At 68.0% G+C, this 23997-nt stretch carries 35 protein-coding genes; 2 read left to right on the forward strand and 33 right to left on the reverse strand.

What is annotated here, in order from left to right; translation table 11 throughout:
• Nucleotides 1-30 precede the first annotated feature (30 nt).
• Together ACWGDX_RS24845 and ACWGDX_RS24850 are read left to right on the forward strand one after the other, a co-directional pair.
• Complete coding sequence (locus ACWGDX_RS24845; RefSeq protein ID WP_453628903.1) at nt 31-927, forward strand: hypothetical protein; 897 nt, start codon at nt 31-33, stop codon at nt 925-927.
• A gap of 150 nt (nt 928-1077) precedes the next feature.
• On the forward strand, nt 1078-4161 hold the full coding sequence (locus tag ACWGDX_RS24850) for a glycosyltransferase family 2 protein (RefSeq protein WP_453628905.1): 3084 nt from the start codon (nt 1078-1080) through the stop codon (nt 4159-4161).
• Nucleotides 4162-4252: 91 nt separating this feature from the next.
• On the opposite strand, the gene truA is transcribed toward ACWGDX_RS24850, so the two are convergent.
• The 33 genes from truA to ACWGDX_RS25015 all read right to left on the reverse strand — a co-directional run bounded on the left by truA (nt 4253) and on the right by ACWGDX_RS25015 (nt 23903).
• A complete protein-coding gene (truA, locus tag ACWGDX_RS24855; RefSeq protein WP_453628906.1) occupies nt 4253-5116 on the reverse strand; it encodes a tRNA pseudouridine(38-40) synthase TruA in 864 nt (287 codons plus the stop codon).
• An 82-nt stretch (nt 5117-5198) separates the two neighbouring features.
• Complete coding sequence (rplQ, locus tag ACWGDX_RS24860) at nt 5199-5717, reverse strand: 50S ribosomal protein L17 (protein WP_453628908.1); 519 nt, start codon at nt 5715-5717, stop codon at nt 5199-5201.
• 128 nt (nt 5718-5845) lie between these two features.
• A complete protein-coding gene (locus ACWGDX_RS24865; protein WP_146481858.1) occupies nt 5846-6868 on the reverse strand; it encodes a DNA-directed RNA polymerase subunit alpha in 1023 nt (340 codons plus the stop codon).
• Between the two features lie 159 nt (nt 6869-7027).
• Nucleotides 7028-7432 carry a 30S ribosomal protein S11 gene (gene rpsK / locus ACWGDX_RS24870; RefSeq protein WP_003956432.1) on the reverse strand — a complete coding sequence of 135 codons (405 nt, stop codon included), beginning with the start codon at nt 7430-7432 and terminating at the stop codon, nt 7028-7030.
• A 67-nt stretch (nt 7433-7499) separates the two neighbouring features.
• Nucleotides 7500-7880: a 30S ribosomal protein S13 gene (gene rpsM / locus ACWGDX_RS24875; protein ID WP_363080964.1), complete on the reverse strand. Its 381-nt coding sequence runs from the start codon at nt 7878-7880 to the stop codon at nt 7500-7502.
• 199 nt (nt 7881-8079) lie between these two features.
• Nucleotides 8080-8193, reverse strand: a complete 114-nt coding sequence (gene rpmJ / locus ACWGDX_RS24880; RefSeq protein WP_003956441.1) for a 50S ribosomal protein L36 — start codon at nt 8191-8193, stop codon at nt 8080-8082.
• A 67-nt stretch (nt 8194-8260) separates the two neighbouring features.
• On the reverse strand, nt 8261-8482 hold the full coding sequence (gene infA, locus ACWGDX_RS24885; protein ID WP_003956442.1) for a translation initiation factor IF-1: 222 nt from the start codon (nt 8480-8482) through the stop codon (nt 8261-8263).
• A 212-nt stretch (nt 8483-8694) separates the two neighbouring features.
• Nucleotides 8695-9531 (reverse strand): type I methionyl aminopeptidase, encoded by an 837-nt coding sequence (gene map / locus ACWGDX_RS24890; protein ID WP_453628911.1) that lies wholly within the window; start codon nt 9529-9531, stop codon nt 8695-8697.
• A gap of 162 nt (nt 9532-9693) precedes the next feature.
• Nucleotides 9694-10353, reverse strand: a complete 660-nt coding sequence (locus ACWGDX_RS24895; RefSeq protein ID WP_363080962.1) for an adenylate kinase — start codon at nt 10351-10353, stop codon at nt 9694-9696.
• Nucleotides 10353-11672, reverse strand: coding sequence for a preprotein translocase subunit SecY (secY, locus tag ACWGDX_RS24900; RefSeq protein WP_382856428.1), 1320 nt, complete (start codon nt 11670-11672; stop codon nt 10353-10355). Before secY ends, ACWGDX_RS24895 begins: the two co-directional genes overlap by 1 nt.
• Before the next feature lie 180 nt (nt 11673-11852).
• Nucleotides 11853-12308, reverse strand: coding sequence for a 50S ribosomal protein L15 (gene rplO / locus ACWGDX_RS24905; RefSeq protein ID WP_453628914.1), 456 nt, complete (start codon nt 12306-12308; stop codon nt 11853-11855).
• A gap of 1 nt (nt 12309) precedes the next feature.
• A complete protein-coding gene (rpmD, locus tag ACWGDX_RS24910; RefSeq protein WP_024491595.1) occupies nt 12310-12492 on the reverse strand; it encodes a 50S ribosomal protein L30 in 183 nt (60 codons plus the stop codon).
• Complete coding sequence (gene rpsE, locus ACWGDX_RS24915; RefSeq protein ID WP_066943594.1) at nt 12492-13097, reverse strand: 30S ribosomal protein S5; 606 nt, start codon at nt 13095-13097, stop codon at nt 12492-12494. Before rpsE ends, rpmD begins: the two co-directional genes overlap by 1 nt.
• A 46-nt stretch (nt 13098-13143) precedes the next feature.
• A complete protein-coding gene (rplR, locus tag ACWGDX_RS24920; RefSeq protein ID WP_453628916.1) occupies nt 13144-13527 on the reverse strand; it encodes a 50S ribosomal protein L18 in 384 nt (127 codons plus the stop codon).
• Nucleotides 13528-13530: 3 nt separating this feature from the next.
• Nucleotides 13531-14070: a 50S ribosomal protein L6 gene (rplF, locus tag ACWGDX_RS24925; protein WP_382856422.1), complete on the reverse strand. Its 540-nt coding sequence runs from the start codon at nt 14068-14070 to the stop codon at nt 13531-13533.
• Between the two features lie 21 nt (nt 14071-14091).
• Nucleotides 14092-14490, reverse strand: coding sequence for a 30S ribosomal protein S8 (gene rpsH, locus ACWGDX_RS24930; protein WP_382856419.1), 399 nt, complete (start codon nt 14488-14490; stop codon nt 14092-14094).
• A 237-nt stretch (nt 14491-14727) separates the two neighbouring features.
• On the reverse strand, nt 14728-14913 hold the full coding sequence (locus tag ACWGDX_RS24935; RefSeq protein WP_003948630.1) for a type Z 30S ribosomal protein S14: 186 nt from the start codon (nt 14911-14913) through the stop codon (nt 14728-14730).
• A gap of 2 nt (nt 14914-14915) precedes the next feature.
• Nucleotides 14916-15476: a 50S ribosomal protein L5 gene (gene rplE, locus ACWGDX_RS24940; protein ID WP_046504645.1), complete on the reverse strand. Its 561-nt coding sequence runs from the start codon at nt 15474-15476 to the stop codon at nt 14916-14918.
• Entirely contained in the window at nt 15476-15799 is a 324-nt protein-coding gene (rplX, locus tag ACWGDX_RS24945) for a 50S ribosomal protein L24 (protein ID WP_066943600.1), read from the reverse strand. Before rplX ends, rplE begins: the two co-directional genes overlap by 1 nt.
• A gap of 2 nt (nt 15800-15801) precedes the next feature.
• Nucleotides 15802-16170 (reverse strand): 50S ribosomal protein L14, encoded by a 369-nt coding sequence (gene rplN / locus ACWGDX_RS24950; protein ID WP_003974257.1) that lies wholly within the window; start codon nt 16168-16170, stop codon nt 15802-15804.
• 110 nt (nt 16171-16280) lie between these two features.
• Entirely contained in the window at nt 16281-16565 is a 285-nt protein-coding gene (rpsQ, locus tag ACWGDX_RS24955) for a 30S ribosomal protein S17 (protein WP_453628919.1), read from the reverse strand.
• Nucleotides 16565-16789: a 50S ribosomal protein L29 gene (gene rpmC, locus ACWGDX_RS24960; RefSeq protein ID WP_046504635.1), complete on the reverse strand. Its 225-nt coding sequence runs from the start codon at nt 16787-16789 to the stop codon at nt 16565-16567. The genes rpsQ and rpmC overlap by 1 nt, the downstream gene beginning before the upstream one ends.
• Nucleotides 16789-17208, reverse strand: coding sequence for a 50S ribosomal protein L16 (gene rplP / locus ACWGDX_RS24965; protein WP_046504633.1), 420 nt, complete (start codon nt 17206-17208; stop codon nt 16789-16791). Before rplP ends, rpmC begins: the two co-directional genes overlap by 1 nt.
• A 5-nt stretch (nt 17209-17213) precedes the next feature.
• The gene (rpsC, locus tag ACWGDX_RS24970) at nt 17214-18059 is read right to left on the reverse strand and encodes a 30S ribosomal protein S3 (protein WP_363080955.1); all 846 of its coding nucleotides are present in this window, start codon (nt 18057-18059) and stop codon (nt 17214-17216) included.
• On the reverse strand, nt 18059-18406 hold the full coding sequence (rplV, locus tag ACWGDX_RS24975) for a 50S ribosomal protein L22 (RefSeq protein WP_004571827.1): 348 nt from the start codon (nt 18404-18406) through the stop codon (nt 18059-18061). Before rplV ends, rpsC begins: the two co-directional genes overlap by 1 nt.
• A gap of 41 nt (nt 18407-18447) precedes the next feature.
• Nucleotides 18448-18729, reverse strand: a complete 282-nt coding sequence (gene rpsS / locus ACWGDX_RS24980; RefSeq protein WP_030351437.1) for a 30S ribosomal protein S19 — start codon at nt 18727-18729, stop codon at nt 18448-18450.
• A 14-nt stretch (nt 18730-18743) separates the two neighbouring features.
• Entirely contained in the window at nt 18744-19580 is an 837-nt protein-coding gene (gene rplB / locus ACWGDX_RS24985; RefSeq protein WP_093600081.1) for a 50S ribosomal protein L2, read from the reverse strand.
• Nucleotides 19581-19627: 47 nt separating this feature from the next.
• Complete coding sequence (gene rplW, locus ACWGDX_RS24990; RefSeq protein ID WP_066943608.1) at nt 19628-19945, reverse strand: 50S ribosomal protein L23; 318 nt, start codon at nt 19943-19945, stop codon at nt 19628-19630.
• Nucleotides 19945-20619, reverse strand: coding sequence for a 50S ribosomal protein L4 (gene rplD / locus ACWGDX_RS24995; RefSeq protein WP_382856410.1), 675 nt, complete (start codon nt 20617-20619; stop codon nt 19945-19947). The genes rplW and rplD overlap by 1 nt, the downstream gene beginning before the upstream one ends.
• Nucleotides 20620-20626: 7 nt before the next feature.
• The gene (gene rplC / locus ACWGDX_RS25000) at nt 20627-21271 is read right to left on the reverse strand and encodes a 50S ribosomal protein L3 (protein ID WP_093600075.1); all 645 of its coding nucleotides are present in this window, start codon (nt 21269-21271) and stop codon (nt 20627-20629) included.
• Nucleotides 21272-21285: 14 nt separating this feature from the next.
• Nucleotides 21286-21594, reverse strand: a complete 309-nt coding sequence (rpsJ, locus tag ACWGDX_RS25005) for a 30S ribosomal protein S10 (RefSeq protein WP_003948644.1) — start codon at nt 21592-21594, stop codon at nt 21286-21288.
• A gap of 437 nt (nt 21595-22031) precedes the next feature.
• Entirely contained in the window at nt 22032-22538 is a 507-nt protein-coding gene (locus ACWGDX_RS25010) for a hypothetical protein (RefSeq protein ID WP_453628923.1), read from the reverse strand.
• A gap of 30 nt (nt 22539-22568) precedes the next feature.
• Nucleotides 22569-23903, reverse strand: coding sequence for an AAA family ATPase (locus ACWGDX_RS25015; RefSeq protein ID WP_453628925.1), 1335 nt, complete (start codon nt 23901-23903; stop codon nt 22569-22571).
• Nucleotides 23904-23997 lie beyond the last annotated feature (94 nt).

The following is a 23997-nucleotide window of genomic DNA, read 5'->3' on the forward strand; positions in this document are numbered from 1 at the left end:
GCTCGGGCGGGCGGCCTTAAACTGCGCGGCATGAGCTTTGGGCAAGGGGGACCCTGGGGCGGCCCCGGGTCACCCGGACAGGACCCGTACGGACCTCCTGGACAGGACCCGTACGGAACGCAGACGCCGGACTGGGCCGCGCTGGCGGACGCCTCCGCCGCGCGTGCGCGCCGTAAGCGCTGGCTGATGATCGGCGGCGGGGTGCTGGCGACCGCCGCGGTCGGCGCGATCGTGGCGACCGCCGTCGTCTCCCTGGACAAGGGCGACGACCGGGCCTCGGAGACGAACGCCACCGAGCTGCCCGCGCCCCCCGAGCTGCCGACCGAGAGCCCGGCGCCGGAGCCGACCTTCTCCTCGGTCGATCCGCTGCCCCCGCCGAACCCGAAGGACTTCATCTCCAGCGCGGACAAGGACAAGGCGCCGCTGAGCGCCGACACCCTCTTCCCCGGCACGAAGCTGACCATGGGCGACCGCGTGTACCAGAAGGGCGCCACCACCCGTACGACCAACTGCGCCGCGGCGGCCCAGGGCTCTCTCGGCTCCATCCTCGCCGCCAACGGCTGCGACCAGGTCATCCGCGCCACCTACAGCAAGGACGGCGTGGCGGTGACCGTCGGTGTCGCGGTCTTCGAGCAGGAGGCACAGGCGCTCAAGGCCAAGGCCGAGGCGAAGGGCGGGATCGCCTCGCTCTCCGGGAACGGTGTCGGGACCTTCTGCCGGGCCCCCTCGGTCTGCCGCAAGGTCACCAACTCCATAGGCCGGTACGCCTACTTCACGGTCGGCGGCTTCACCAGCGGCAAGGACGTCAAGGAGTCCGACAGGGACGTCTACACCACCGGTGACGACATAGCGGAGTTCACCTTCCGTCAGATCTTCGGCCGTGGCCGTGCCCAGGCCTCGGCGGCGGCCACCGCTCCCGCGGCCTGACCGCGATCCGACGGTGATCCGGCCGCGATCCCGACCACACTCCTGATCGCACTCCTGGCCGTGGCCTGCTCCGGCGTACCCCGCATGCGGTCCGCGTAAAGTCTGTGCGACATGCGTGGTAACGGTGGGCGTCGAGAAGGTGTGGGGCGGATGGCGGTCAAAGTCACTGTGGTGGTCCCGACGTACAACTCGGGAAGCCACATCGAGCCGTTGGTCGAGTCGATGCTGCGGCAGTCACTGCCCAGCTCCGAGTTCGAGGTGCTCTTCGTCGACGACGGCTCGACCGACGGTACGCCCGGCCATCTGGAGGCACTGGTCGCCGCCCACGACCACTTCCGTATGACCCGTATCCCCAACTCGGGCTGGCCGGGGAAGCCGCGCAATGTCGGGGTGGCGCAGGCGAACGGCGCGTATGTGCAGTTCGTCGACCACGACGACCGGATGGCGCCGGAGGCGCTGGAGCGGCTGTACGAGATGGGGCGGCGCAACAGCTCCGACATCGTGATCGGCAAGGTCGCGAGCAACTTCCGCAGCCGGGGCGTCCCGTACGGTCTGATGAGCCGGACCCGCGAGAGCTCCACGGTGTGGAACGCGCCGCTCATCGACAGCCTCACCCCGCACAAGATGTTCCGTACGGCGTTCCTGCGCGAGCACGGCATCGTGCACCCCGAGGGGCCGTGGATCCTGGAGGACCAGCTCTTCATGGTCCGCGCCTATCTCAAGGCGTCCGTCGTCTCCGTGCTCGGCGACTACGTCTGCTACACGTACTGGGCCCGCGAGGACGCCGAGAACGCGGGCACCGCGGCCATGGATCCCCGGTGGTACTACGGGAATCTGCGCCAGGTCATGGCGACGGTCGTCGCGGGCACCGAGCCGGGCGCCGAGCGCGACCGGCTGCTGCGCCGCTTCTACCGGGTGGAGATGCTGCACCGGGTCGGGGTGCCGCCCCGGGGGCTGCTGATCGACCCGCCGTTCCGCGACGACCCGTACGAGGTCGTGCGCGAGCTGGCCGAGGAGTTCATGACGGACGGGGTGCACCGGGGGCTGGCCGCCGTACAGCGCACCAGATCGGTCCTGCTCCGGGCGGACCGACGCGAGGACCTCACCGAGTTCACCCGGCGCCAGAGCGATCTGGTGGCCCGGTGCGCGGTGGGGCGGCCGGTCTGGAACCGCGACCGGTTCAAGGCCTCCTTCACCGCGCGCTTCGAGGGGGATCCCGGCCCCGGCGGCTCGGGGCTGCTGCTGGCCAGGCGCGGCGAGCGGTACTTCCTCGCACCGGCCCTGACGGACGGTGTCCTCGCCGAGCCCGTCGACGTGACCGACGAGCTGAAGAGCTTCAAGGCCGATGTGCTGCTGCGCCACGGGAAGACCGCCCACGAGTGGGTGCTGCCGCGCGAGACGTCCCTCGTACTCGAAGAGGAGCCGGCGCCGGGGACCGGGGACGCCGCGGGTGACGGCGCCGTGCTGGTCCGTCCCGTCGTACGCGGCACCTTCGCCGTGGACCCGCTGCGCGCCGCCGGCGGCGCACCGCTGGCCGAGGGGGTGTGGGAGGTGCGGATCCGGCTGATGGGCGCCGGATTCGACCGGTACGCGCGCCTCGGCGAGAGCACCGCGCCCGACGAGGTGGACCTGCCCGGTCCCGAGGTCCTCGGCGGCCGGAGGATCACCGCCGCGCTCGACGGGGAAGGGCTGGCCCTGACCGTACGCGCGACCGACGCGGCGCCCCGCCCCCGTCCGCCGAAGATCAGCGTCGTCCTGCCCACGGCCGGAGCGGATCCGGCGGCCGTCGAGTCCACCCTCGCCTCGCTGACCGCGCAGACCCTGCCGGCCCGCGATGTCGAGGTGATCCAGGTGGCGGGGGCCACGCCGGGCACCGAGCCGCGCGACGCGGGCGCCGACACCGCCACCGGCTCGTATGTGATCTTCATGGAACCCGGCGACCGGCTCACCGCGGACGCCCTGGAGCGGATGTACGCGTACGGCATCGAGCACGACGCCGACATCGTCGCGGGCAAGCCGGCGGCCAAGGGCAGACCCGTGCCCCGCGAGCTGTTCGTACGGGACCGGCCCCGGGCCACCCTCGCCAAGGACCCGCTGGCCGACAGCCTCACCCCCGACAAGCTCTTCGACCGCGCCTTCCTCACCGAGCACGGGATCCGCTTCACCGAGGACCGCCCCCTGGCCGGTCAGGCGTTCACGGCCGAGGCGACCCTGCGGGCGGGCCGTACGGCCGTGCTGGGCAGCCATGTCTGCTACCAGTACGGGCCCGCGCGCCCCGCGCGGCAGCCCGTGCCCCCGGCGGCTTTCTACGGGGCGCTGAGCGGGCTTCTGAAGCTGACCGACGCGCTCACCGGGCCCGGTGCCGCGCGCGACCGGCTGCACCGGCGGTGGCTGCGCGTGGAGATCCTGGACCGGCTGAGCGGCAAGCGGCTGCTCGATCTGGACGAGGACGCGCGGCGCGAGCTGTTCCACGAGATCCGCGAGGTCGTCGTGCACGGCGTCTCCCCCACGGCCGTGGCGGGACTGCCCACCGCGCGCCGGCTGGCCGTCGGACTGATCACCGACGACCGCCCGGACGATCTCCTGGCGCTCACCCGCTGGGAGGCCTCCGTGGCCTGCCGCGCCCGGCTGGACGCGCTCTCGTGGCAGGACGGCGGGCGGCTCCGGATCGCCTTCACCGCGGAACCCCTGGCCGACGGAGCCCCCCTGGGCCTCACCACCACGGGCGAGGGCGAACCGGCCCTCGTCCCGCCCGGCCTCTCCCCCGCCCTGCGGGAGCGCTTCGCGGGCGAGCCGCTCATCGGCGGCGCCTCTCCCGGCAGGGCCACCGCCGTGCTCGTCCTGCGCGAGCGCGCGGGCGGCGCCGAACACCGGCTGCCCACGGACCTCACCGTCCGCCATGACGACGGCACCCTGAGTGTCACCGGGACCGCGCTGCTCGATCCCGCCACCGCCGTGGACGGCTCACCGCTCAAGGACGGCGTCTGGGACCTGTACGTACGGCTCACCGCGCTCGGCTGGACGAAGACCGCCCGGCTCGGAGCGCTGCGCGGCCCGGACGTCCCCGAGCGGCTCACGCCCGTACCGCACCCCACCGCGCCGGACCGCCGTATCACGCCGTACTGGACCAATCCGCAGACGGATCTCTCCCTGCGCGTGGCCGCCCCCAAGCCGCCCGAGCCCAGGACACCGGGGCTGCTGCGCCGGGTGGGCCGGCGCCTGCGGCGCCCCTGAGCAGGGGAGAAGGCCGCGCGTACGGGAAAAGCCCCGCGGCCGGTCCGGCTCACCGTGGCGCGCCACGGCGCGCGGCGGGACAGCGGCCGTGTCAGCAGCAGCCCGCGCCGCCGCCCAGCGTCCGCTTGTTGCGCGCCTCCCGGCTGCGGGAGGCCAGCAACCCGTCGGCCGGATAACCGACTTCCTCCAGCGTGAGTCCGTGCGGCCGTACGACATGGACCGCCGAGTCCCGTACCCCCGCCGCCAGCACCTTCGCCGGCCACTCCACGGGCCGGTGCCCGTCCCCCACGAACAGCAGCGCGCCCACCAGCGAACGCACCATGTTGTGACAGAAGGCATCGGCGCGCACGGTCGCGGTGATCACCCCGTGCGCGTCCCGCTCCCACTCCAGCCGCTGGAGCGTACGGATGGTCGTCGCGCCCTCGCGCTTCTTGCAGTACGCCGCGAAGTCGTGCTCACCGAGCAGCCCGGCCGACGCCGCGTTCATCGCCGCGACGTCCAACGGCCAGTCGTGCCAGAGCACATGACCGCGCAGCAGCGGATCGACACCGCCGGGATGGTCCACCACGCGGTACGCGTACCGCCGCCAGAGCGCGGAGAAGCGCGCGTTGAACCCCGCGGGCGCCTCCGCGACCCGCCACACCCGTACGTCATGGGCCAGCCGCCCCGCGAGCCGCCGCAGCAGCCTCTCCCGGTGTTCGGCCCAGACGGACTCCGGCAGATCGACATGCGCGACCTGCCCGCGCGCGTGCACCCCCGCGTCCGTACGCCCCGCGACGGTCAGCTCGTATGTCTGCGCGGACCGTGTCACCGTACGCAGCGCGTCCTCGATCTCCCCCTGGACGGTGCGCCGGTCCGACTGCTTCGCCCAGCCGGAGAAGTCCCTGCCGTCGTACGAGAGATCCAGCCGCACCCGTACGAAACCGGGCGCCGCCCCCTCGATGTCCTCGTTCAACCTGCCCGCTCCCCTTCACAGCAGAACGGGCCCGCCCCCCTCAGGGAGCGGACCCGTCCGTCAGCCGTCGTCGTCCGTACGCTCAGGCGTCCTTGGACTCGGTCTCGTCGGCCTTGGCCTCGGCGTCGGCCGGCTTGGCGTCCTCGACGGTCTCGGCCGGAGCCTCGTCCTTCTTGAGGGCGTCCTCCTTGACCGCGCGCTTGGTCGCGGCCTCGGCCTCACCGGTCGCCTGCTGCGCCACGGTCAGGGCCTCGACCAGCTCGATGACCGCCATCGGGGCGTTGTCGCCACGACGGTTGCCGATCTTGGTGATACGGGTGTAGCCACCGGGGCGGTTCTCGTACCGCGGCGCGATCTCGGTGAAGAGCGTGTGGACGACGCCCTTGTCCGTGATCGACTGAAGAACCAGACGACGGTTGTGGATGTCGCCCTTCTTCGCCTTGGTGATGAAACGCTCCGCGATCGGACGCAGGCGGCGGGCCTTGGCCTCGGTCGTGGTGATACGGCCGTGCTCGAAGAGCGACTTCGCGAGGTTCGCGAGAAGCAGCTTCTCGTGCGCTGCGCTGCCGCCCAGACGGGCGCCCTTGGCGGGCTTCGGCATGGTGTGTCTCCTTGTGTCTGCACCGGCCGTATCAGGTACCGGTGTCAGTTCCCACGAGGCGGCCGCCCCGCGGAAGATTCAGGCCTGTCCGGCGGCCGGGGACGAAGCCCCAGGCCGCCGGGCGGGGCTCAGTACTGCTCGGTCTCCACGAAACCGGCGTCCGCGTCGTCGTCCGCGCCGAACGCGTCCGCGGCGGCGGTCGGGTCGAATCCGGGCGGGCTGTCCTTGAGCGCCAGGCCCATGCCCGCGAGCTTCGCCTTGACCTCGTCGATCGACTTGGCGCCGAAGTTGCGGATGTCGAGCAGGTCGGCCTCGGAGCGCGCCACCAGTTCACCCACGGAGTGGATGCCCTCGCGCTTGAGGCAGTTGTACGACCGAACGGTGAGCTCCAGCTCCTCGATCGGCAGGGCGAGATCGGCGGCGAGCGCGGCGTCCGTGGGCGAGGGGCCCATGTCGATGCCCTCGGCGTCGATGTTCAGCTCGCGCGCCAGACCGAACAGCTCGACCAGCGTCTTGCCCGCGGACGCCATGGCGTCACGCGGCCGCATGGCCTGCTTGGTCTCGACGTCGACGATCAGCTTGTCGAAGTCGGTGCGCTGCTCGACTCGGGTCGCCTCGACCTTGTAGGTGACCTTGAGCACGGGCGAGTAGATCGAGTCGACCGGGATCCGGCCGATCTCCTGGCCCACCTGCTTGTTCTGCACGGCGGAGACATAGCCGCGACCGCGCTCGACGGTCAGCTCCATCTCCAGCTTGCCCTTGCCGTTCAGCGTCGCCAGCACGAGGTCCGGGTTGTGGACCTCGACACCGGCCGGCGGCGCGATGTCGGCGGCGGTCACCAGGCCGGGGCCCTGCTTGCGCAGGTACATGACGACCGGCTCGTCGTGCTCCGAGGAGACGACGAGCTGCTTGATGTTGAGGATGAGGTCGGTGACGTCCTCCTTGACGCCCGGCACGGTGGTGAACTCGTGCAGGACACCGTCGACCCGGATGCTGGTGACAGCGGCGCCCGGGATCGAGGAGAGGAGCGTACGGCGGAGCGAGTTGCCGAGCGTGTAGCCGAAGCCCGGCTCCAGCGGCTCGATGACGAACCGCGAACGGTATTCGTCGACGACCTCTTCGGTCAGCGACGGACGCTGAGCGATAAGCATGCGTGAAATCCTTCAGTTGGGGACGCCCGCTATTTGACGTCCTTCGGTACTGCTCACTTCTCGGTACTGCCGGGTTCAAGAGTACGGGCGGCACGACGCGAAAGCGCCGAGCCGCCCATACCGCACATCAAGCCACAAGTGCGTCACGCGCACCTGAGGTCAGACGCGCCTCCGCTTGGGCGGGCGGCAGCCGTTGTGCGGGGTGGGGGTGACGTCCTGGATCGAACCCACCTCAAGGCCGGTGGCCTGGAGCGAGCGGATCGCGGTCTCACGGCCGGAGCCCGGACCCTTCACGAAGACGTCGACCTTGCGCATGCCGTGCTCCTGCGCGCGGCGGGCGGCCGACTCGGCGGCCATCTGCGCGGCGAAGGGGGTGGACTTGCGCGAGCCCTTGAAGCCGACGTGGCCGGCCGAGGCCCACGAGATCACATTGCCCGAGGGGTCAGTGATCGAGACGATCGTGTTGTTGAACGTGCTCTTGATGTGGGCGTGCCCATGAGCGACGTTCTTCTTTTCCTTGCGGCGCACCTTCTTGGCTGCACCCTGTCGGCCCTTAGGAGGCATGTTTTGACTTCCTGCGAGGAGGTGATCGGTCCTACAGCGAAGACCGCTGATGAGCGTCCGCTGAGGACTACTTCTTGCCCGGCTTCTTCTTGCCGGCGATGGCGCGACGCGGGCCCTTGCGGGTACGGGCGTTCGTGCTGGTGCGCTGACCGTGCACCGGCAGGCCACGACGGTGACGCAGACCCTGGTAGCAGCCGATCTCGACCTTGCGGCGGATGTCGGCGGCGATCTCGCGACGGAGGTCACCCTCGGTCTTGAGGTGCGCGTCCACGTACTCGCGGATCTTGACGAGGTCTTCCTCGGCGAGATCGCGGACACGGACGTTGGGGTCGACGCCGGTGGCGGCGAGGGTCTCCTTGGACCGGGTGCGCCCGATACCGAAGACATAGGTGAGGGCGACCTCGACGCGCTTTTCGCGCGGGAGGTCAACGCCTGCGAGGCGTGCCATTCATGGCTCCTGTTGATGTTCGGAGGTCTTCCGCAGTGACACTCCCGTCGGCCGGCCCCTCGTCTGCACGAGAGGCACCCGGTCCGGGTCCCCGGCCTCCGCCGGAGGTGTCGGTCCCCCGCGTACGGGAACCGGACACTGCGTAATTACGAGTTTGCTCGCGTCGCGCGAAGTACTGCGAGAGGCAGGCGGTCGTGCGTCAGCCCTGGCGCTGCTTGTGGCGCAGGTTGTCGCAGATGACCATGACCCGGCCGTGACGGCGGATCACCTTGCACTTGTCGCAGATCTTCTTGACGCTCGGCTTGACCTTCATGGGATTGAGGTTCTCCGGGTCAGTGCGAACAGCCCGTCCACGGTGTGGCCGGGATGTCCAGCAAGATCTACTTGTATCGGTAGACGATCCGGCCACGCGTCAGGTCGTACGGAGACAGCTCCACCACGACCCGGTCATCGGGAAGGATCCGGATGTAGTGCATCCGCATCTTGCCGCTGATGTGCGCGAGGACCTTGTGACCGTTCTGGAGCTCCACCTTGAACATCGCGTTCGGGAGGGACTCGATCACGGTGCCCTCAATTTCGATGGCACCTTGCTTCTTGGCCACGCTTCGCCCTTCGAATCGGCTACCTTGGTCGATTCTGGCAGCCGCATGCGGACACACGGGTACACCAGAGCCGACGCGTCAGTCTACGGCAGCACACCCGGAAAGACGAATCCGTGAAGTTTGCCCGCCCTGGAGATCCTTAACCGAGAGCCGGGCCGCCGAGCGGGAGCGGGGCCGGCCGGGCCGAGCAGGGGCGGGGCCGGGCGGTCCGGTCAGGCCAGCGGGTCCGGCGCCGCCGTGACGCCCAGCTCCGCGAGCTTCGCCCTGCCGCAGTCCGGGGAGGTCAGCACCAGGGGCCCCTGCTCGGTGAGGGCCACCGAGTGCTCCCAGTGGGCGGACCAGGTGCCGTCCGTCGTGATGACCGTCCACTCGTCCGCCAGCACCTCCGTGGCGGGCGTGCCGAGCGAGACCATCGGCTCGATCGCCAGACAGAAGCCGGGGACCAGCTTGGGGCCCTTGCCGCGCTTACGGGAGACATAGTTCAGCAGATGCGGGTCCATATGCATCTGCGAGCCGATGCCGTGCCCGCCGTACTCCTCGATGATCCCGTACTTGCCGCCGCCGGGACGGGGCTGGCGCCGGATGTACGTCTCGATCGCGCGGGACACGTCCACCAGTCTGCCGCCGTTCCGCATCGCCGCGATACCGGCCCACATCGACTCCTCGGTCACCCGGGAGAGCTCGATCAGCTCCGGAGCGTGACCGGAGCCCACAAAGGTGGTGAAGGCCGCGTCGCCGTGCCAGCCGTCGATGATCGCCCCGGCGTCCACGGAGATGATGTCGCCGTCCTTGAGCACGGTCTTGTCGTCCGGGATGCCATGGACGACGACCTCGTTGACCGAGGTGCAGATCGTCGCGGGGAACCCGCCGTACCCGAGGAAGTTCGACTTCGCGCCGTGCTCGGAGAGCACCTCGCGGGCGACCTCGTCCAGATCCCTGGTGGTGGCGCCCGGTACCGCGGCCGCGCGGGTGGCCGCGTGCACGGCGGCGACGACCAGTCCCGCCTCGCGCATCTTCGCGATCTGCTCGGGAGTCTTGATCTCCACCATCGTTCTGCCTTCCGCCCTGACATCCGGTTCCGGACCCGTACCGATACGTTTCGTCCGAGAGTGCCGCGCCCCGCACAACACCCGCTCAACACTACGGCCGTGGTGCCCGAGGGACGCCACGGCCGTACGTGTACCGCCTTCTTGCCACCAGGAGGACCGCGCCTACGCGGCCTGCTCCCCCTGGAGTGCCCGCATCGCCCGCTCGGTCACCTCGGTGACCTTGCCCAGCGCGGAGATCGTGACCACGAGGCCCTGGGCCCGGTAGTAGTCGATGATCGGCTCGGTCTGTGTGTGGTAGACCTCCAGCCGGGTCCGCACCGTCTCCTCGGAGTCGTCGTCCCGCTGGTACAGCTCGCCGCCGCAGGTGTCACAGACACCCGCCGTCTCCGGCGGGCTGTAGGTGACATGGAAGACATGCGAGCTGTCGTTGCGGCAGATACGCCGACCGGCGATCCGCTTCACGACCTCGTCCTCGGGGACCTCCAGGTCCAGTACCGCGTCCAGTTTCAGACTCTCGCGCTTGAGCGCCTCGTCCAGCGCCTCCGCCTGCGACACATTCCGCGGGAAGCCGTCCAGCAGGAAGCCGTTCGTGGCGTCCGGCTGGGACATCCGCTCCAGGGCCATCGCGATGGTCACCTCGTCGGGCACCAGGTTTCCGGCGTCCATGTACGCCTTCGCCTGCTTGCCGAGTTCGGTGCCCTGGCTGATGTTGGCCCGGAAGAGGTCGCCCGTGGAGATGTGCGGCACCGAGAGGTTCTTGGCAAGGTACGCGGCCTGCGTTCCCTTGCCGGCACCGGGCGGTCCGACGAGGACGATTCGCATCAGCGGAGGAACCCTTCGTAATTGCGCTGCTGAAGCTGGCTCTCGATCTGCTTCACGGTCTCCAGACCCACACCCACGATGATCAGGATGCTCGTCCCGCCGAACGGGAAGTTCTGGTTCGCGCCTCCGAAGCCCGCCAACGCCATCGTCGGGACAAGAGCGATCAGGCCCAGGTACAGCGAGCCCGGCCAAGTGATCCTGTTGAGCACGTAACTCAGATACTCGGCGGTCGGGCGACCTGCCCGGATACCCGGGATGAAGCCACCATACTTCTTCATGTTGTCCGCGACTTCTTCGGGGTTGAAGGAGATCGCCACGTAGAAGAAGGCGAAGAACACGATCAGCAGGAAGTACGTCGCGATGTAGTAGGGATGATCGCCCTTGACGAAGTGCGCCTCGATCCAGGTCTTCCATCCCGCCTGCGAGCTGGAGAACTGCGCGACCAGCGCCGGGATGTAGAGCAGCGACGAAGCGAAGATGACCGGGATCACACCCGCCTGGTTGACCTTGAGCGGGATGTACGTCGACGTGCCGCCGTACGACCTGCGGCCGATCATGCGCTTCGCGTACTGCACGGGGATCCGGCGCTGCGCCTGCTCGACGAAGACGACCAGGCCCACCATCACGAAGCCGATCAGGATGACCGTGCTGAACTCGATCCAGCCCTTGGCGAGCGTGCCGCTCTGCTTGATGGCCCAGAGCGCGCCCGGGAAGCCGGCCGCGATCGAGATGAACATCAGGATGGACATGCCGTTGCCGATGCCGCGGTCGGTGATGAGCTCACCGAGCCACATGACGGCCGCGGTGCCCGCGGTCATGGTGATCACCATCGTGACGGTCACGAAGATCGACTGGTCGGGAACGATCTCCGAGGCGACCGGGCAGCCGCTGAAGAGCGCACCGCTGCGCGCGGTGGCGACCAGACCCGTGCCCTGGAGCACGGCGAGGGCGACCGTCAGATAACGGGTGTACTGGGTGATCTTGGCCTGGCCGGACTGGCCCTCCTTCTTGAGGGCCTCCAGCCTGGGGATCACCACGGTCAGGAGTTGGAGGATGATGCTCGCGGTGATGTACGGCATGATGCCGAGCGCGAAGATCGTAATCTGCAGCAGCGCCCCGCCACTGAACATGTTCACGAGGCCGAACAGGCTGTTATTGCCCTTCTGGGCCGCATCGACACAGGTCTGGACATTCTCGTAGCTGACACCGGGTACGGGAATGTGCGCCCCGAGCCGGTACAGCACGATGATGCCGAGCGTGAAGAGCAGCTTCTTGCGCAGGTCGGGCGTCTTGAACGCCCGGGCGAACGCGGTGAGCACGGTGCCTCCTGCGACCCCCGCGCTACTGCGTCAAGGGTGACGGTCTTGAGGATCGACGGATAAGGAACAAGCAACAATGCACGCCACCTTACCGGCGACTGTGCCCCCCTAGGAACGACCAACCGGGGATGCCTCGTGTGAGAGACATCCCCGGTCGGGTGTTCAGGCCATCGAGTTCTCTCAGACGAGCTCGGTGACGGTGCCGCCAGCGGCGGCGATCTTCTCCTTGGCGGACCCGGAGACGGCGTCCACCGTCACCGTGAGCGCCACGTCGATCTCGCCCTGGCCAAGTACCTTGACCAGGCTGTTCTTGCGAACCGCGCCCTTGGAGACCAGATCGGCCACCGTGACCTCGCCGCCCTCGGGATAGAGCGCGGAGAGCTTGTCCAGGTTCACGACCTGGTACTCGGTGCGGAACGGGTTCTTGAAGCCCTTGAGTTTCGGAAGACGCATGTGGAGGGGCATCTGCCCGCCCTCGAAGCGCTCCGGAACCTGGTAACGGGCCTTGGTGCCCTTGGTACCACGACCAGCGGTCTTACCCTTGGACGCCTCACCACGACCCACACGGGTCTTGGCGGTCTTGGCACCCGGGGCAGGACGGAGGTTGTGGACCTTCAGCGGGTTGTTCTCCGCCATGTCAGTCGACCTCCTCAACCGTCACGAGGTGCCGCACGGTGTTGGCCATGCCGCGGAACTCGGGGCGGTCCTCCTTGACAACCACGTCGTGCAGGCGCTTGAGCCCGAGCGAACGCAGGGTGTCGCGGTGGTTCTGCTTGCTGCCGATGTACGACTTCGTCTGCGTGATCTTGAGACGGGCCATTACGCACCCGCTCCCGCACGCGCACGCAGCAGAGCCGCGGGGGCGACGTCCTCAAGGGGCAGACCGCGGCGGGCCGCGATCTCCTCGGGGCGCTGGAGGCCCTGGAGGGCCGCCACCGTCGCGTGCACGATGTTGATCGCGTTGTCGGAGCCGAGCGACTTCGACAGGATGTCGTGGACGCCCGCGCACTCCAGCACGGCACGCACCGGGCCACCGGCGATCACGCCGGTACCGGGGGAAGCCGGCTTGAGCAGGACGACGCCCGCGGCCTTCTCGCCCTGGATCGGGTGCGGGATGGTGCCCTGGATACGGGGGACCTTGAAGAAGTGCTTCTTGGCCTCCTCAACACCCTTGGCGATGGCGGCCGGCACCTCCTTGGCCTTGCCGTAACCGACACCCACGGTGCCGTCACCGTCGCCCACCACGACCAGCGCGGTGAAGCTGAAGCGACGACCACCCTTCACGACCTTGGCGACGCGGTTGATCGCGACGACACGCTCGACGTACGCGGTCTTCTCGGCGGCAGCCGAACCGCCGTCACGGCCCTTCCGGTCCCGCCGCTCGCCGCCACCGGCACCGCTTCCGCGGCGCTGGGGTCCAGCCATTGGATATACCTCTCTCTGTTACGTCCGCTAGCTCCGGAACCGGGGCCTAGAACTTCAGCCCGGCCTCGCGGGCGGCGTCAGCCAGAGCGGCAATCCGCCCGGCGTACTGGTTGCCACCACGGTCGAACACGACGGCCTCGACACCGGCCGCCTTGGCGCGCTCGGCGACCAGCGACCCGACCTGCTTGGCCTGGGCGCTCTTGTCACCTTCGGCGCCACGGATCGAGGTGTCCAGGGTCGACGCCGACGCGAGCGTGTGGCCCGCGATGTCGTCGATGACCTGAGCCACCATGTGGCGGTTGGAACGCGTCACGACGAGGCGCGGGCGCTCCTGCGTGCCCGAGACCTTCTTGCGGACGCGAATGTGGCGGCGCTTGATGGCAGCGGCCTTGTAGGCCTTGCCCTTGGCGATCTTCACACCGTATGCCATGGCTTACTTACCAGCCTTTCCGACCTTGCGGCGGATGACCTCGCCGGCGTACTTGACGCCCTTGGCCTTGTACGGGTCGGGCTTCCGCAGCTTGCGGATGTTCGCCGCGACCTCGCCGACCTTCTGCTTGTCGATGCCCTCGACGGAGAACTTCGTGGGCGACTCGACCTTGAAGGTGATGCCTTCGGGCGCCTCGATGAGGATCGGGTGGCTGTAGCCCAGGGCGAACTCCAGGTTGGAGCCCTTCGCCTGGACGCGGTAACCGACACCGCTGATTTCGAGCGCCTTGACGTATCCCTGGGTCACGCCGGTGATCATGTTCGCCACCAGCGTGCGGGACAGGCCGTGCAGGGCCTTGTTCTGACGCTCGTCGTTCGGGCGCAGCACCGTGAGGATGCCGTCCTCGCCCTTGGTGACCTCGATCGGCGCGGCAACGGTGTGCGAGAGGGAGCCCTTGGGGCCCTTCACCGCGACCGTACGGCCATCGATGGTGACGTCCACACCAGCGGGAACCTGGATGGGGAGCTTGCCGATTCGCGACATGAGCTTTTCCTCCGTTCCCGACTACCAGACGTAGGCGAGGACTTCCCCACCCACGCCCTTCTTGCTGGCCTGCTGGCCGGTCAGGAGACCGTGGGACGTGGAGATGATCGCCACGCCCAGGCCGCCCAGGACCTTCGGCAGATTGGTGGACTTCGCGTACACACGCAGACCCGGCTTGGAGATGCGCTTGATGCCGGCGATCGAGCGCTCGCGGTTCGGGCCGAACTTCAGCTCCAGGACGAGGCTCTTGCCGACCTCGGCGTCCTCGACCTTCCAGCCGGTGATGAAGCCCTCCTGCTGGAGGATCTCCGCGATATGCGACTTGATCTTGCTGTGCGGCATCACGACATCGTCGTGGTACGCCGAGTTCGCGTTGCGCAGACGCGTGAGCATGTCTGCGATGGGATCAGTCATGGTCATGAATTGGCCTTCGGCCTCTCTCGCCGGGGTTTCCTGTATGCGCCATCCCTCTCCCCGGTCGAGCCGGGACGGGTGCGGTGCGGGGACCTACGGCGTAGTAAGCATTACTGAGCGGGCTCGGCCCGCGTGCAACTGATGGACAGCGGGCGCCCAACCCCGCAAGCCTACGGCATTTCGGGGAGGGCGCTCACCGGCCAACTGCTTACCGAGAGCTTCAGGGCAGTGCCCGTACGGGAACTACCAGGAGCTCTTGGTCACGCCCGGCAGCTCGCCGCGGTGGGCCATCTCACGAAGGCACACGCGGCACAGGCCGAACTTGCGGTAGACGGAGTGGGGACGGCCGCAGCGCTGGCAGCGGGTGTAACCGCGCACGCCGAACTTCGGCTTGCGGGCGGCCTTAGCGATCAGAGCCTTCTTCGCCACGGTCAGTTCTCCTTGAACGGGAAGCCGAGGTGACGAAGGAGGGCACGACCCTCGTCGTCGTTGGTCGCCGTGGTGACCACGGTGATGTCCATGCCCCGGACCCGGTCGATCTTGTCCTGGTCGATCTCGTGGAACATGACCTGCTCCGTGAGACCGAAGGTGTAGTTGCCACGGCCGTCGAACTGCTTCGGCGACAGACCGCGGAAGTCACGGATACGCGGCAGCGCGAGCGACAGCGTACGGTCCAGGAACTCCCACATGCGGTCACCGCGGAGGGTGACGTGGCAGCCGATCGGCTGGCCCTCACGCAGCTTGAACTGCGCGATGGACTTGCGCGCCTTGGTGACCGACGGCTTCTGGCCGGTGATCGTGGTGAGGTCCTTGATGGCACCCTCGATCAGCTTGGAGTCGCGGGCGGCGTCGCCCACACCCATGTTGACCACGATCTTGACGAGGCCAGGGATCTGCATGACGTTCTCGTACGAGAACTCCTCACGCAGCTTGCCGGCGATCTGCTCGCGGTAGCGCAGCTTCAGACGCGGCGCGGTAGTGGTCGCAGTCATCAGATGTCCTCACCGGTCCGCTTGGCAACGCGGATCTTGTTGCCCTCGTCGTCAAAGCGGTAGCCGACGCGGGTGACGACCTTCTTGCCGTCCTTCTCCACGACGAGCTGCACATTGCTGACATGGACGGGGGCCTCGGTGGTGACGATGCCGCCGGTCTGCGAACCGCGGGCCGTCTGACCGGCCTTGGTGTGCTTCTTGACCCGGTTGACACCCTCGACCAGAACACGGTCCTCGCGGGGGTAGGCCACGATGACCTTGCCCTGCTTGCCCTTGTCCTTGCCGGTGATGACCTGGACCAGATCGCCCTTCTTGATCTTCATGCTTACAGCACCTCCGGAGCGAGCGAGATGATCTTCATGAACTTCTTCTCGCGCAGCTCACGGCCCACCGGGCCGAAGATACGGGTGCCACGAGGGTCACCGTCGTTCTTCAGAATGACGGCGGCGTTCTCGTCGAAGCGGATGTACGAGCCGTCCGGACGGCGGCGCTCCTTGACGGTGCGAACGATGACCGCCTTGACGACGTCACCCTTCTTCACGTTGCCACCGGGGATCGCGTCCTTCACGGTGGCGACGATGACATCACCGATGCCCGCGTAGCGGCGACCCGAGCCACCGAGAACACGGATGGTGAGAATTTCCTTCGCACCCGTGTTGTCGGCGACACGCAGTCGCGACTCCTGCTGGATCACGTCTATCTCCTGATCGTCTGCCGGTTCCCGGCGGGGCTCCGCGAGTGACTGGCGGAGCCCCACCGAGCCTGGCGGAACTGTTCCGAGGGGGAACTCCCCCTCGGAGGGGTTTACTTGGCCTTTTCGAGGATCTCGACGATGCGCCACCGCTTCGTGGCGGACAGCGGCCGGGTCTCCATCAGGAGGACGCGGTCGCCGATGCCGGCGGCGTTCTGCTCGTCGTGCGCCTTGAGCTTGTTCGTACGGCGGATGACCTTGCCGTACAGCGCGTGCTTGACGCGGTCCTCGACAGCGACGACGACGGTCTTGTCCATCTTGTCGCTGACGACCAGGCCCTCGCGGGTCTTGCGGAATCCGCGGTCGGTCGTGGTCTCGTTCATGTTGTTCTCAGTCATCAGGCGCTCTCCACCGTCTCGATGCCCAGCTCGCGCTCACGCATCAGGGTGTAGATCCGCGCGATGTCCTTACGGACGAGCTTGAGCCGCCCGTGATTCTCGAGCTGACCGGTCGCCGCCTGGAAGCGGAGATTGAACAGCTCTTCCTTGGCCTCGCGGAGCTTGTTGACCAGCTCCTCGTCGCCCAGCTCGCGCAGTTCGGACGCCTTGGTCACGGCCGCCATCACGCCTCACCTGCCTCGCGCCGAACGATCCGGCACTTCATCGGAAGCTTGTGAGCAGCGCGGGTAAGCGCCTCACGCGCAATCTTCTCGTTCGGGTAGGACAGCTCGAACATCACCCGGCCGGGCTTGACGTTCGCGATCCACCACTCGGGGGAACCCTTACCGGAACCCATGCGGGTCTCGGCGGGCTTCTTGGTGAGCGGACGGTCCGGGTAGATGTTGATCCAGACCTTGCCGCCACGCTTGATGTGGCGGGTCATCGCGATACGAGCGGCCTCGATCTGACGGTTCGTCACATAGGCCGGGGTCAGCGCCTGGATGCCGTACTCGCCGAACGAGACCTGGGTGCCGCCCTTGGACATACCACTGCGCTTGGGGTGGTGCTGCTTGCGGTGCTTGACCCTACGGGGGATCAGCATGTCGGTCAGGCCTCCGTTCCACCGGTAGAAGAGGACGTCGCCTCAGCGGCCGGAGCGGCGGTGGCGTCGGCCTTGGGGGCCTCGCCTGCCGGGTTCTGCGGCTTGCGGCCACGGCCGCCACGCTCGCCACCACGGCCACCGCGGCCGGCGGGACGGTCGTTGCCGCCGCCACGGGCCGGACGGTTGCCGGCGCGGGCCGCGGCGTTCTCGGCGCGCACCTCGGCGATGTTCTTGACGTCGCCCTTGTAGATCCAGACCTTCACACCGATACGGCCGAAGGTGGTCTTGGCCTCGAAGAAGCCGTAGTCGACGTTCGCACGGAGCGTGTGCAGGGGCACACGGCCCTCGCGGTAGAACTCCGAGCGGGACATCTCGGCGCCGCCGAGACGGCCACCGCACTGGATCTTGATGCCCTTGGCGCCGGCCTTCATCGTCGACTGCATGCTCTTGCGCATGGCGCGACGGAAGGAGACACGCGAGGAGAGCTGCTCGGCCACGGCCTGGGCCACGAGCTGAGCGTCCACCTCGGGGTTCTTGACCTCAAGGATGTTGAGCTGGACCTGCTTGCCGGTCAGCTTCTCCAGCTCGCCGCGGATACGGTCGGCCTCGGCGCCGCGGCGGCCGATGACGATGCCCGGACGAGCGGTGTGGATGTCCACGCGGACGCGGTCACGGGTGCGCTCGATCTCGACCTTCGAGATACCGGCCCGCTCCATGCCCTTCGTCATCATGCGACGAATGGCGACGTCTTCCTTGACGTAGTCCTTGTACAGCTTGTCGGCGTACCAACGGGACTTGAAGTCCGTGGTGATACCGAGCCGGAACCCATGCGGGTTAACCTTCTGGCCCATTACCGGGTTCCTTCCTTGCTGCTGACGACCACGGTGATGTGGCTGGTCCGCTTACGGATCCGGTAGGCACGGCCCTGGGCACGCGGACGGAACCGCTTCAGGGTCGGACCTTCGTCCACGTACGCCTCGCTGATGACCAGCGAAGAGGCGTCGGTGTGGTCGTAGTTGTGCGCGGCGTTGGCAATGGCGCTGTCCAGCACCTTGCCGACCGGCACGCTCGCGGCCTGCGGGGCGAAACGCAGGACCGCCTGAGCCTCCGTGGCATCCATGCCACGAATGAGGTCCACCACGCGGCGGGCCTTCATGGGCGTGACGCGGATGTACCGCGCCTGGGCCCTGGCTTCCATGGTTGTCCCTTCGGTGTAAGTCATAGTCGTTCCACCCCGCGTTAGCGGCGCTTCGACTTCCGGTCGTCCTTGACGTGGCCGCGGAAGGTGCGAGTCGGCGAGAACTCACCGAGCTTGTGGCCGACCATGGACTCGGTGACGAACACCGGGACATGGATCTTGCCGTTGTGCACCGCGATCGTGTGGCCCAGCATGGCCGGGACGATCATCGAGCGACGGGACCAGGTCTTGATGACGTTCTTGGTGCCTGCTTCGTTCTGGACGTCCACCTTCTTGATCAGGTGGTCGTCGACGAAGGGCCCCTTCTTGAGACTGCGCGGCATCTGAAAACCCGCTCCTAGCGCTTCTTGTTCGTCTTGCGGCGGCGGACGATGTACTTGTTGCTCGCCTTCTTGGGAGAACGAGTACGACCCTCCTTCTGACCCCACGGGCTGACCGGGTGGCGACCACCGGAGGTCTTGCCCTCACCACCACCGTGCGGGTGGTCGACCGGGTTCATGGCCACACCGCGGACGGTCGGGCGGACGCCCTTCCAGCGCATACGGCCGGCCTTGCCCCAGTTGATGTTCGACTGCTCGGCGTTGCCGACCTCGCCGATGGTGGCGCGGCAGCGGACGTCGACCAGCCGGATCTCACCGGACGGCATACGAAGGTGGGCCATGGAGCCCTCCTTCGCCAGCAGCTGCACGGAGGCACCCGCGGAGCGGGCGAACTTCGCGCCGCCGCCGGGCCGCAGCTCGATGGCGTGGATGGTCGTACCGACCGGGATGTTGCGCAGCGCCAGGTTGTTGCCGGGCTTGATGTCGGCGGCCGGGCCGTTCTCGACACGGGCGCCCTGCGCCAGGCCGCGCGGCGCGATGATGTAGCGCTTCTCGCCGTCGGCGTAGTGCAGCAGCGCGATGCGCGCGGTGCGGTTGGGGTCGTACTCGATGTGCGCGACCTTGGCGGGCACGCCGTCCTTGTCGTGCCGACGGAAGTCGATCACACGGTAGGCGCGCTTGTGGCCACCGCCCTGGTGGCGAACGGTCACACGACCGGCGTTGTTACGGCCGCCCTTGCTGTGCAGCGGGCGGACCAGCGACTTCTCCGGCGTGGACCGCGTGATCTCGACAAAGTCGGCGACGCTGGAGCCACGACGGCCCGGGGTCGTCGGCTTGTACTTGCGGATACCCATTTCTCAGTCCTCGGAAGATTCCGGACTTCTGAACGATCCAGCCTCCGTCAGGAGGCCGGGCCGCCGAAGATGTCGATACGGTCGCCCTCAGCGAGGGTCACGATGGCGCGCTTGGTGTTGGCACGCTTGCCGAAACCGGTGCGGGTGCGCTTGCGCTTGCCCTGGCGGTTGATCGTGTTGACCCCGGCGACCTTGACCGAGAAGACCGCTTCCACGGCCTGCTTGATCTGGGTCTTGTTGGCGTGGGGCGCGACGATGAACGTGTACTTGTTCTCGTCGAGCAGCGCGTAGCTCTTCTCGGAGACCACGGGCTTGACGAGGATGTCGCGCGGGTCCGTGTAGGTCTTGCTGGTGACCTCGGCCATCAGGCTTCGCTCCCTTCGGTGTCGTCGGCGCCGTCGGCGTCGGCTGCGGCCTTTGAGGGGCCGGACACGAAGGACTCGAAGGCGGCCTGGGTGAAGACCACGTCGTCGGAGACGAGCACGTCGTACGTGTTCAGCTGGCCCGGCGCCAGGATGTGGACCTGGGGCAGGTTGCGGGCGGACAGCCACGCGGCCTCGTCGGCGCGCTCGACGACCAGGAGCAGGTTCTTGCGCTCCGAGATCTTGCCGAACAGCGTCTTGGCGGCCTTCGTGGACACATCGCCGTCGACCACGCCGGAGACGACGTGGATACGGGAGTGACGGGCCCGGTCGGTGAGGGCACCGCGCAGGGCGGCGGCCTTCATCTTCTTCGGGGTCCGCTGCGAGTAGTCACGCGGCTGGGGGCCGTGAACGACGCCACCGCCGGCGAACTGCGGAGCGCGGGTCGAGCCCTGACGGGCGCGGCCGGTGCCCTTCTGGCGGTACGGCTTCTTGCCACCACCACGGACTTCGCCGCGGGTCTTGGTCTTGTGCGTGCCCTGTCGGGCAGCGGCCAGCTGGGCGACGACGACCTGGTGGATCAGCGGAATGCTGACCTTGGCGTCGAAGATCTCCGCGGGGAGCTCGACGGTCCCGGCCTTGTCGCCCGCAGGCGAAAGGATGTCAATGGTGCTCATCGTTACCTCAGGCCCCCTTGGCCGCGGTACGGACCAGGACGAGGCCGCCGTTCGGACCAGGAACCGCACCCTTGATCAGGATCAGGCCCTTTTCCGCGTCAACGGCATGAACGGTCAGGTTCTGGGTGGTCACGCGCTCGTTGCCCATACGGCCGGCCATCCGCATGCCCTTGAACACACGGCCCGGGGTGGCGCAGCCACCGATGGAGCCGGGAGAGCGGTGCTTGCGCTGGGTGCCGTGACCGGCGCCGAGGCCCTTGAAGTTGTGACGCTTCATGACACCGGCGAAGCCCTTGCCCTTGCTCTTGCCCGTGACGTCGACCTTGACGCCGGACTCGAACACGGCGGCGGTGACCTCCTGGCCGAGCGTGTACTCGCCGGCGTCGGAGGTGCGCAGCTCCACCAGGTGGCGGCGCGGGGTCACGTCGGCCTTGGCGAAGTGGCCCTTGAGGGGCTTGTTCACCTTGCGCGGGTCGATCTCGCCGAAGGCGATCTGGACCGACTCGTAGCCGTCGGAGTCATTCGTACGGACCTGGGTAACGACACAGGGCCCGGCCTTGACGACGGTCACCGGGACGACACGGTTGTTCTCGTCCCAGACCTGGGTCATGCCGAGCTTCTCGCCCAGGACACCCTTGATCTGCTTTGCCATCTCTTCCGCGCCTCTCAGAGCTTGATCTCGATGTCGACGCCGGCCGGAAGGTCCAGGCGCATCAACGAGTCAACGGTCTTGGGCGTCGGGTCGAGGATGTCGATCAGGCGCTTGTGCGTGCGCATCTCGAAGTGCTCGCGCGAGTCCTTGTACTTGTGCGGCGACTTGATGACGCAGTACACGTTCTTCTCAGTGGGCAGCGGCACCGGGCCCGCGACCGACGCACCAGTACGCGTCACCGTCTCGACGATCTTCTTCGCCGATGAGTCGATGACCTCGTGGTCGTAGGCCTTGAGCCGGATGCGGATCTTCTGTCCCGCCATGGCTGCTTCGTAGTCCTGTCTCTCGTAACGCTCTGGAACCTGGTGACCTTGCGCTCTGCTCCGACCCACGCGGTCGGGCGTGTCGCATCCCCTCCACGAAAATCTCCCGAAGGATTTCCCGACCAAGGGGGTGCGGCCCAAGTCCGCGAGCCGGTCGCAGGCCGCATATGAAGCATTGGCCACCGGGCGCCTGGCCGGAGCCCCGCTGACACTTCCCGGAAGATTCCCGTACGTCCGTCCCAGCGCTGCCCATAAGGCAGTTGGGGCGACGAGTACTGTGGGACTCGCTTCCGGTCCTCCCGGCGGGAGGCGCGCAGCATTGGCACTCAACCGAGCAACCTGGCTAGTGTGCCATAGGCGACTTGGCCCTGGCCAATCGGGCCGGAAAGCGTACCCCACGGGCGGATCGCCGAATCCTCCGCGCCGGTCGTCCGCCCTCAGGGCAGCTCGGCCCAGGTCCCCATCGTGGCTTCCAGGGTCCAGATACGGACCTCCGCCTGCGCGCGGGACGCGTAGAGGTCACGTTCGACGACGATGCTCAGATCGCCCGTCCCGAGCTGCCGCCGGACGGCGTGCTCGGCCAGATCCATCCCTGTGCTGACACCGTCGCACAGCGACACCAGGAAGGACCCGTCCCAGGTGCGCTCGTGCAGCACCCAGGGGGCCTCACCGATCGCGGTCCTGCGCAGCAGCCCCATGAATGTCCCCGCGCACCGGCGGCGGGCGGATCCGTCGGCGATCTGGAAGACGTGATTGCCGGTCTCCACGACGGTCGCTGTCGGCAGGACGAACCGCACCCCGTCCTTCAGCCTGGCGTCCATCTCGGCCAGGATCTCGGCGCGGTGATCATTCCTGAAGGGAATGTCGAGGATCTCGACGAAAACCGAGGTGTCGAGGAAGTCGACGACGGGGAGCCGGAGGCCCGGCCGGCGCTGCTTGCTCACAGGCTCCTCTTACTCACAGGCTTCTCAGGCTCACAGGCTTCTCAGGAAATCCTCGACGCTGGTCACTCCGTCCTCGCGGGGGCGCACGGCATCCGGCAGCCGCCCCTTGGTGACGGCGTCGCCCAGATCGCCCGCCGCCAGCAGCTCCACGTACCCGGGAAGGTCGGTGAGGCGCGTCAGACGGCTCTCACCCGATTCCGGGTCCCGGGTACAGACCAGAACCCCCGAGTGGTCCTCCGCGGTGAGCGCGTTGAGCAGCGCCGGGCTGTGGGTGGTGAAGAGGACCTCGATACGTCCTCGCCGCGACTCCTCCCTCATCAGACGCAGCACCCTGGCGGCCTGGGTGGGGTAGAGCCCGTTCTCGATCTCCTCGATCACCAGAAGCCGGTCGGGCCAGGTGACCGAGTCGTCGTCCGGGGCGGGCACTTCGAGCATCGCCGTACCGAAGGCGAGGAAGCGCAGCATCCCGTCACTGAGGAGCCGGGCGGGGATCTCGTGCACGGCGCCGTGGAATCCCGACTCGTGGAGTACGAGCTGTACGTCCCCCAGCGAGGTGACGACCGTGTCCACATCGACCACCGGGTACTCCGGCATCCCGCTGATCAGCTTCTTGAGCCGGCCGAACGCGCGCGGGTCGTGGCGCCTGAGCTCACCCACCACCGCGCTCAGATTGTCCGCGCTGCGACGCAGTTCGGTGTCGCGCTCGGGGACGTACCGGCGCATGAGATGCGGGACCGGGTCCAGGAGGAAGACCTCCTTCAGTGCGGCCAGCACATGGCCGGCCGCCTCCTGCACCAGATGACCGGCCCTTGTCTCCGGCAGCATCAGGGGAGCCAGGGAACAGACGAGCCGGTTGGTCTGGAGGGCGCCACTCACCTCAGGCTCTTTCCGGCCATTGAAGTAGCGCAGCGCAAGCAGGTCAGAAGGTCCTTCGTGCGGCTCGGCGGTCAGCAGCACGCGGCCGGGCGGCAACCTCCGGTTGCCGTAGAAGGCCCCCTCCACGGCGACGAGCCGCTCCCGGCGGATACGGACGGCAGGCCGGACCTCGATCTCGACGTCGAAGTCGAAGACCGCCTCCCCGACACGCACCCGGCAGCCGATGTCGAAGGCATCACGTCCCAGCGGAGCACACCCCTCGGCACCGCCCCGGATGGGTTCCTCCCCACCGTGGCGGGGCCCGTCGAGCGCGTCCCGTACCGGCTCTCCGAGGGCGAGCCGGGACAGCACCGTCAGAGCGTCCAGCGCGTTCGACTTGCCGCTGCCGTTCCGGCCGATCAGAAGGGTGAGGGCCTGGAGCGGCAGACGCTGGTCGGTGAAGCTCTTGAAGGAGGTCAGGCGCACCTCCTCCAGACGGGGTGTCTGCACCGGGCACCTCTCTCGATCGTCCAGCGGGTCCGGTCCGGTCCGGCTCGGGTCGGGTCGGGTCGGGCTCGTGCACTGCGGAACCGCTTCTCAGCTA

It is taken from the genome of Streptomyces sp. NPDC055025, assembly GCF_053608565.1.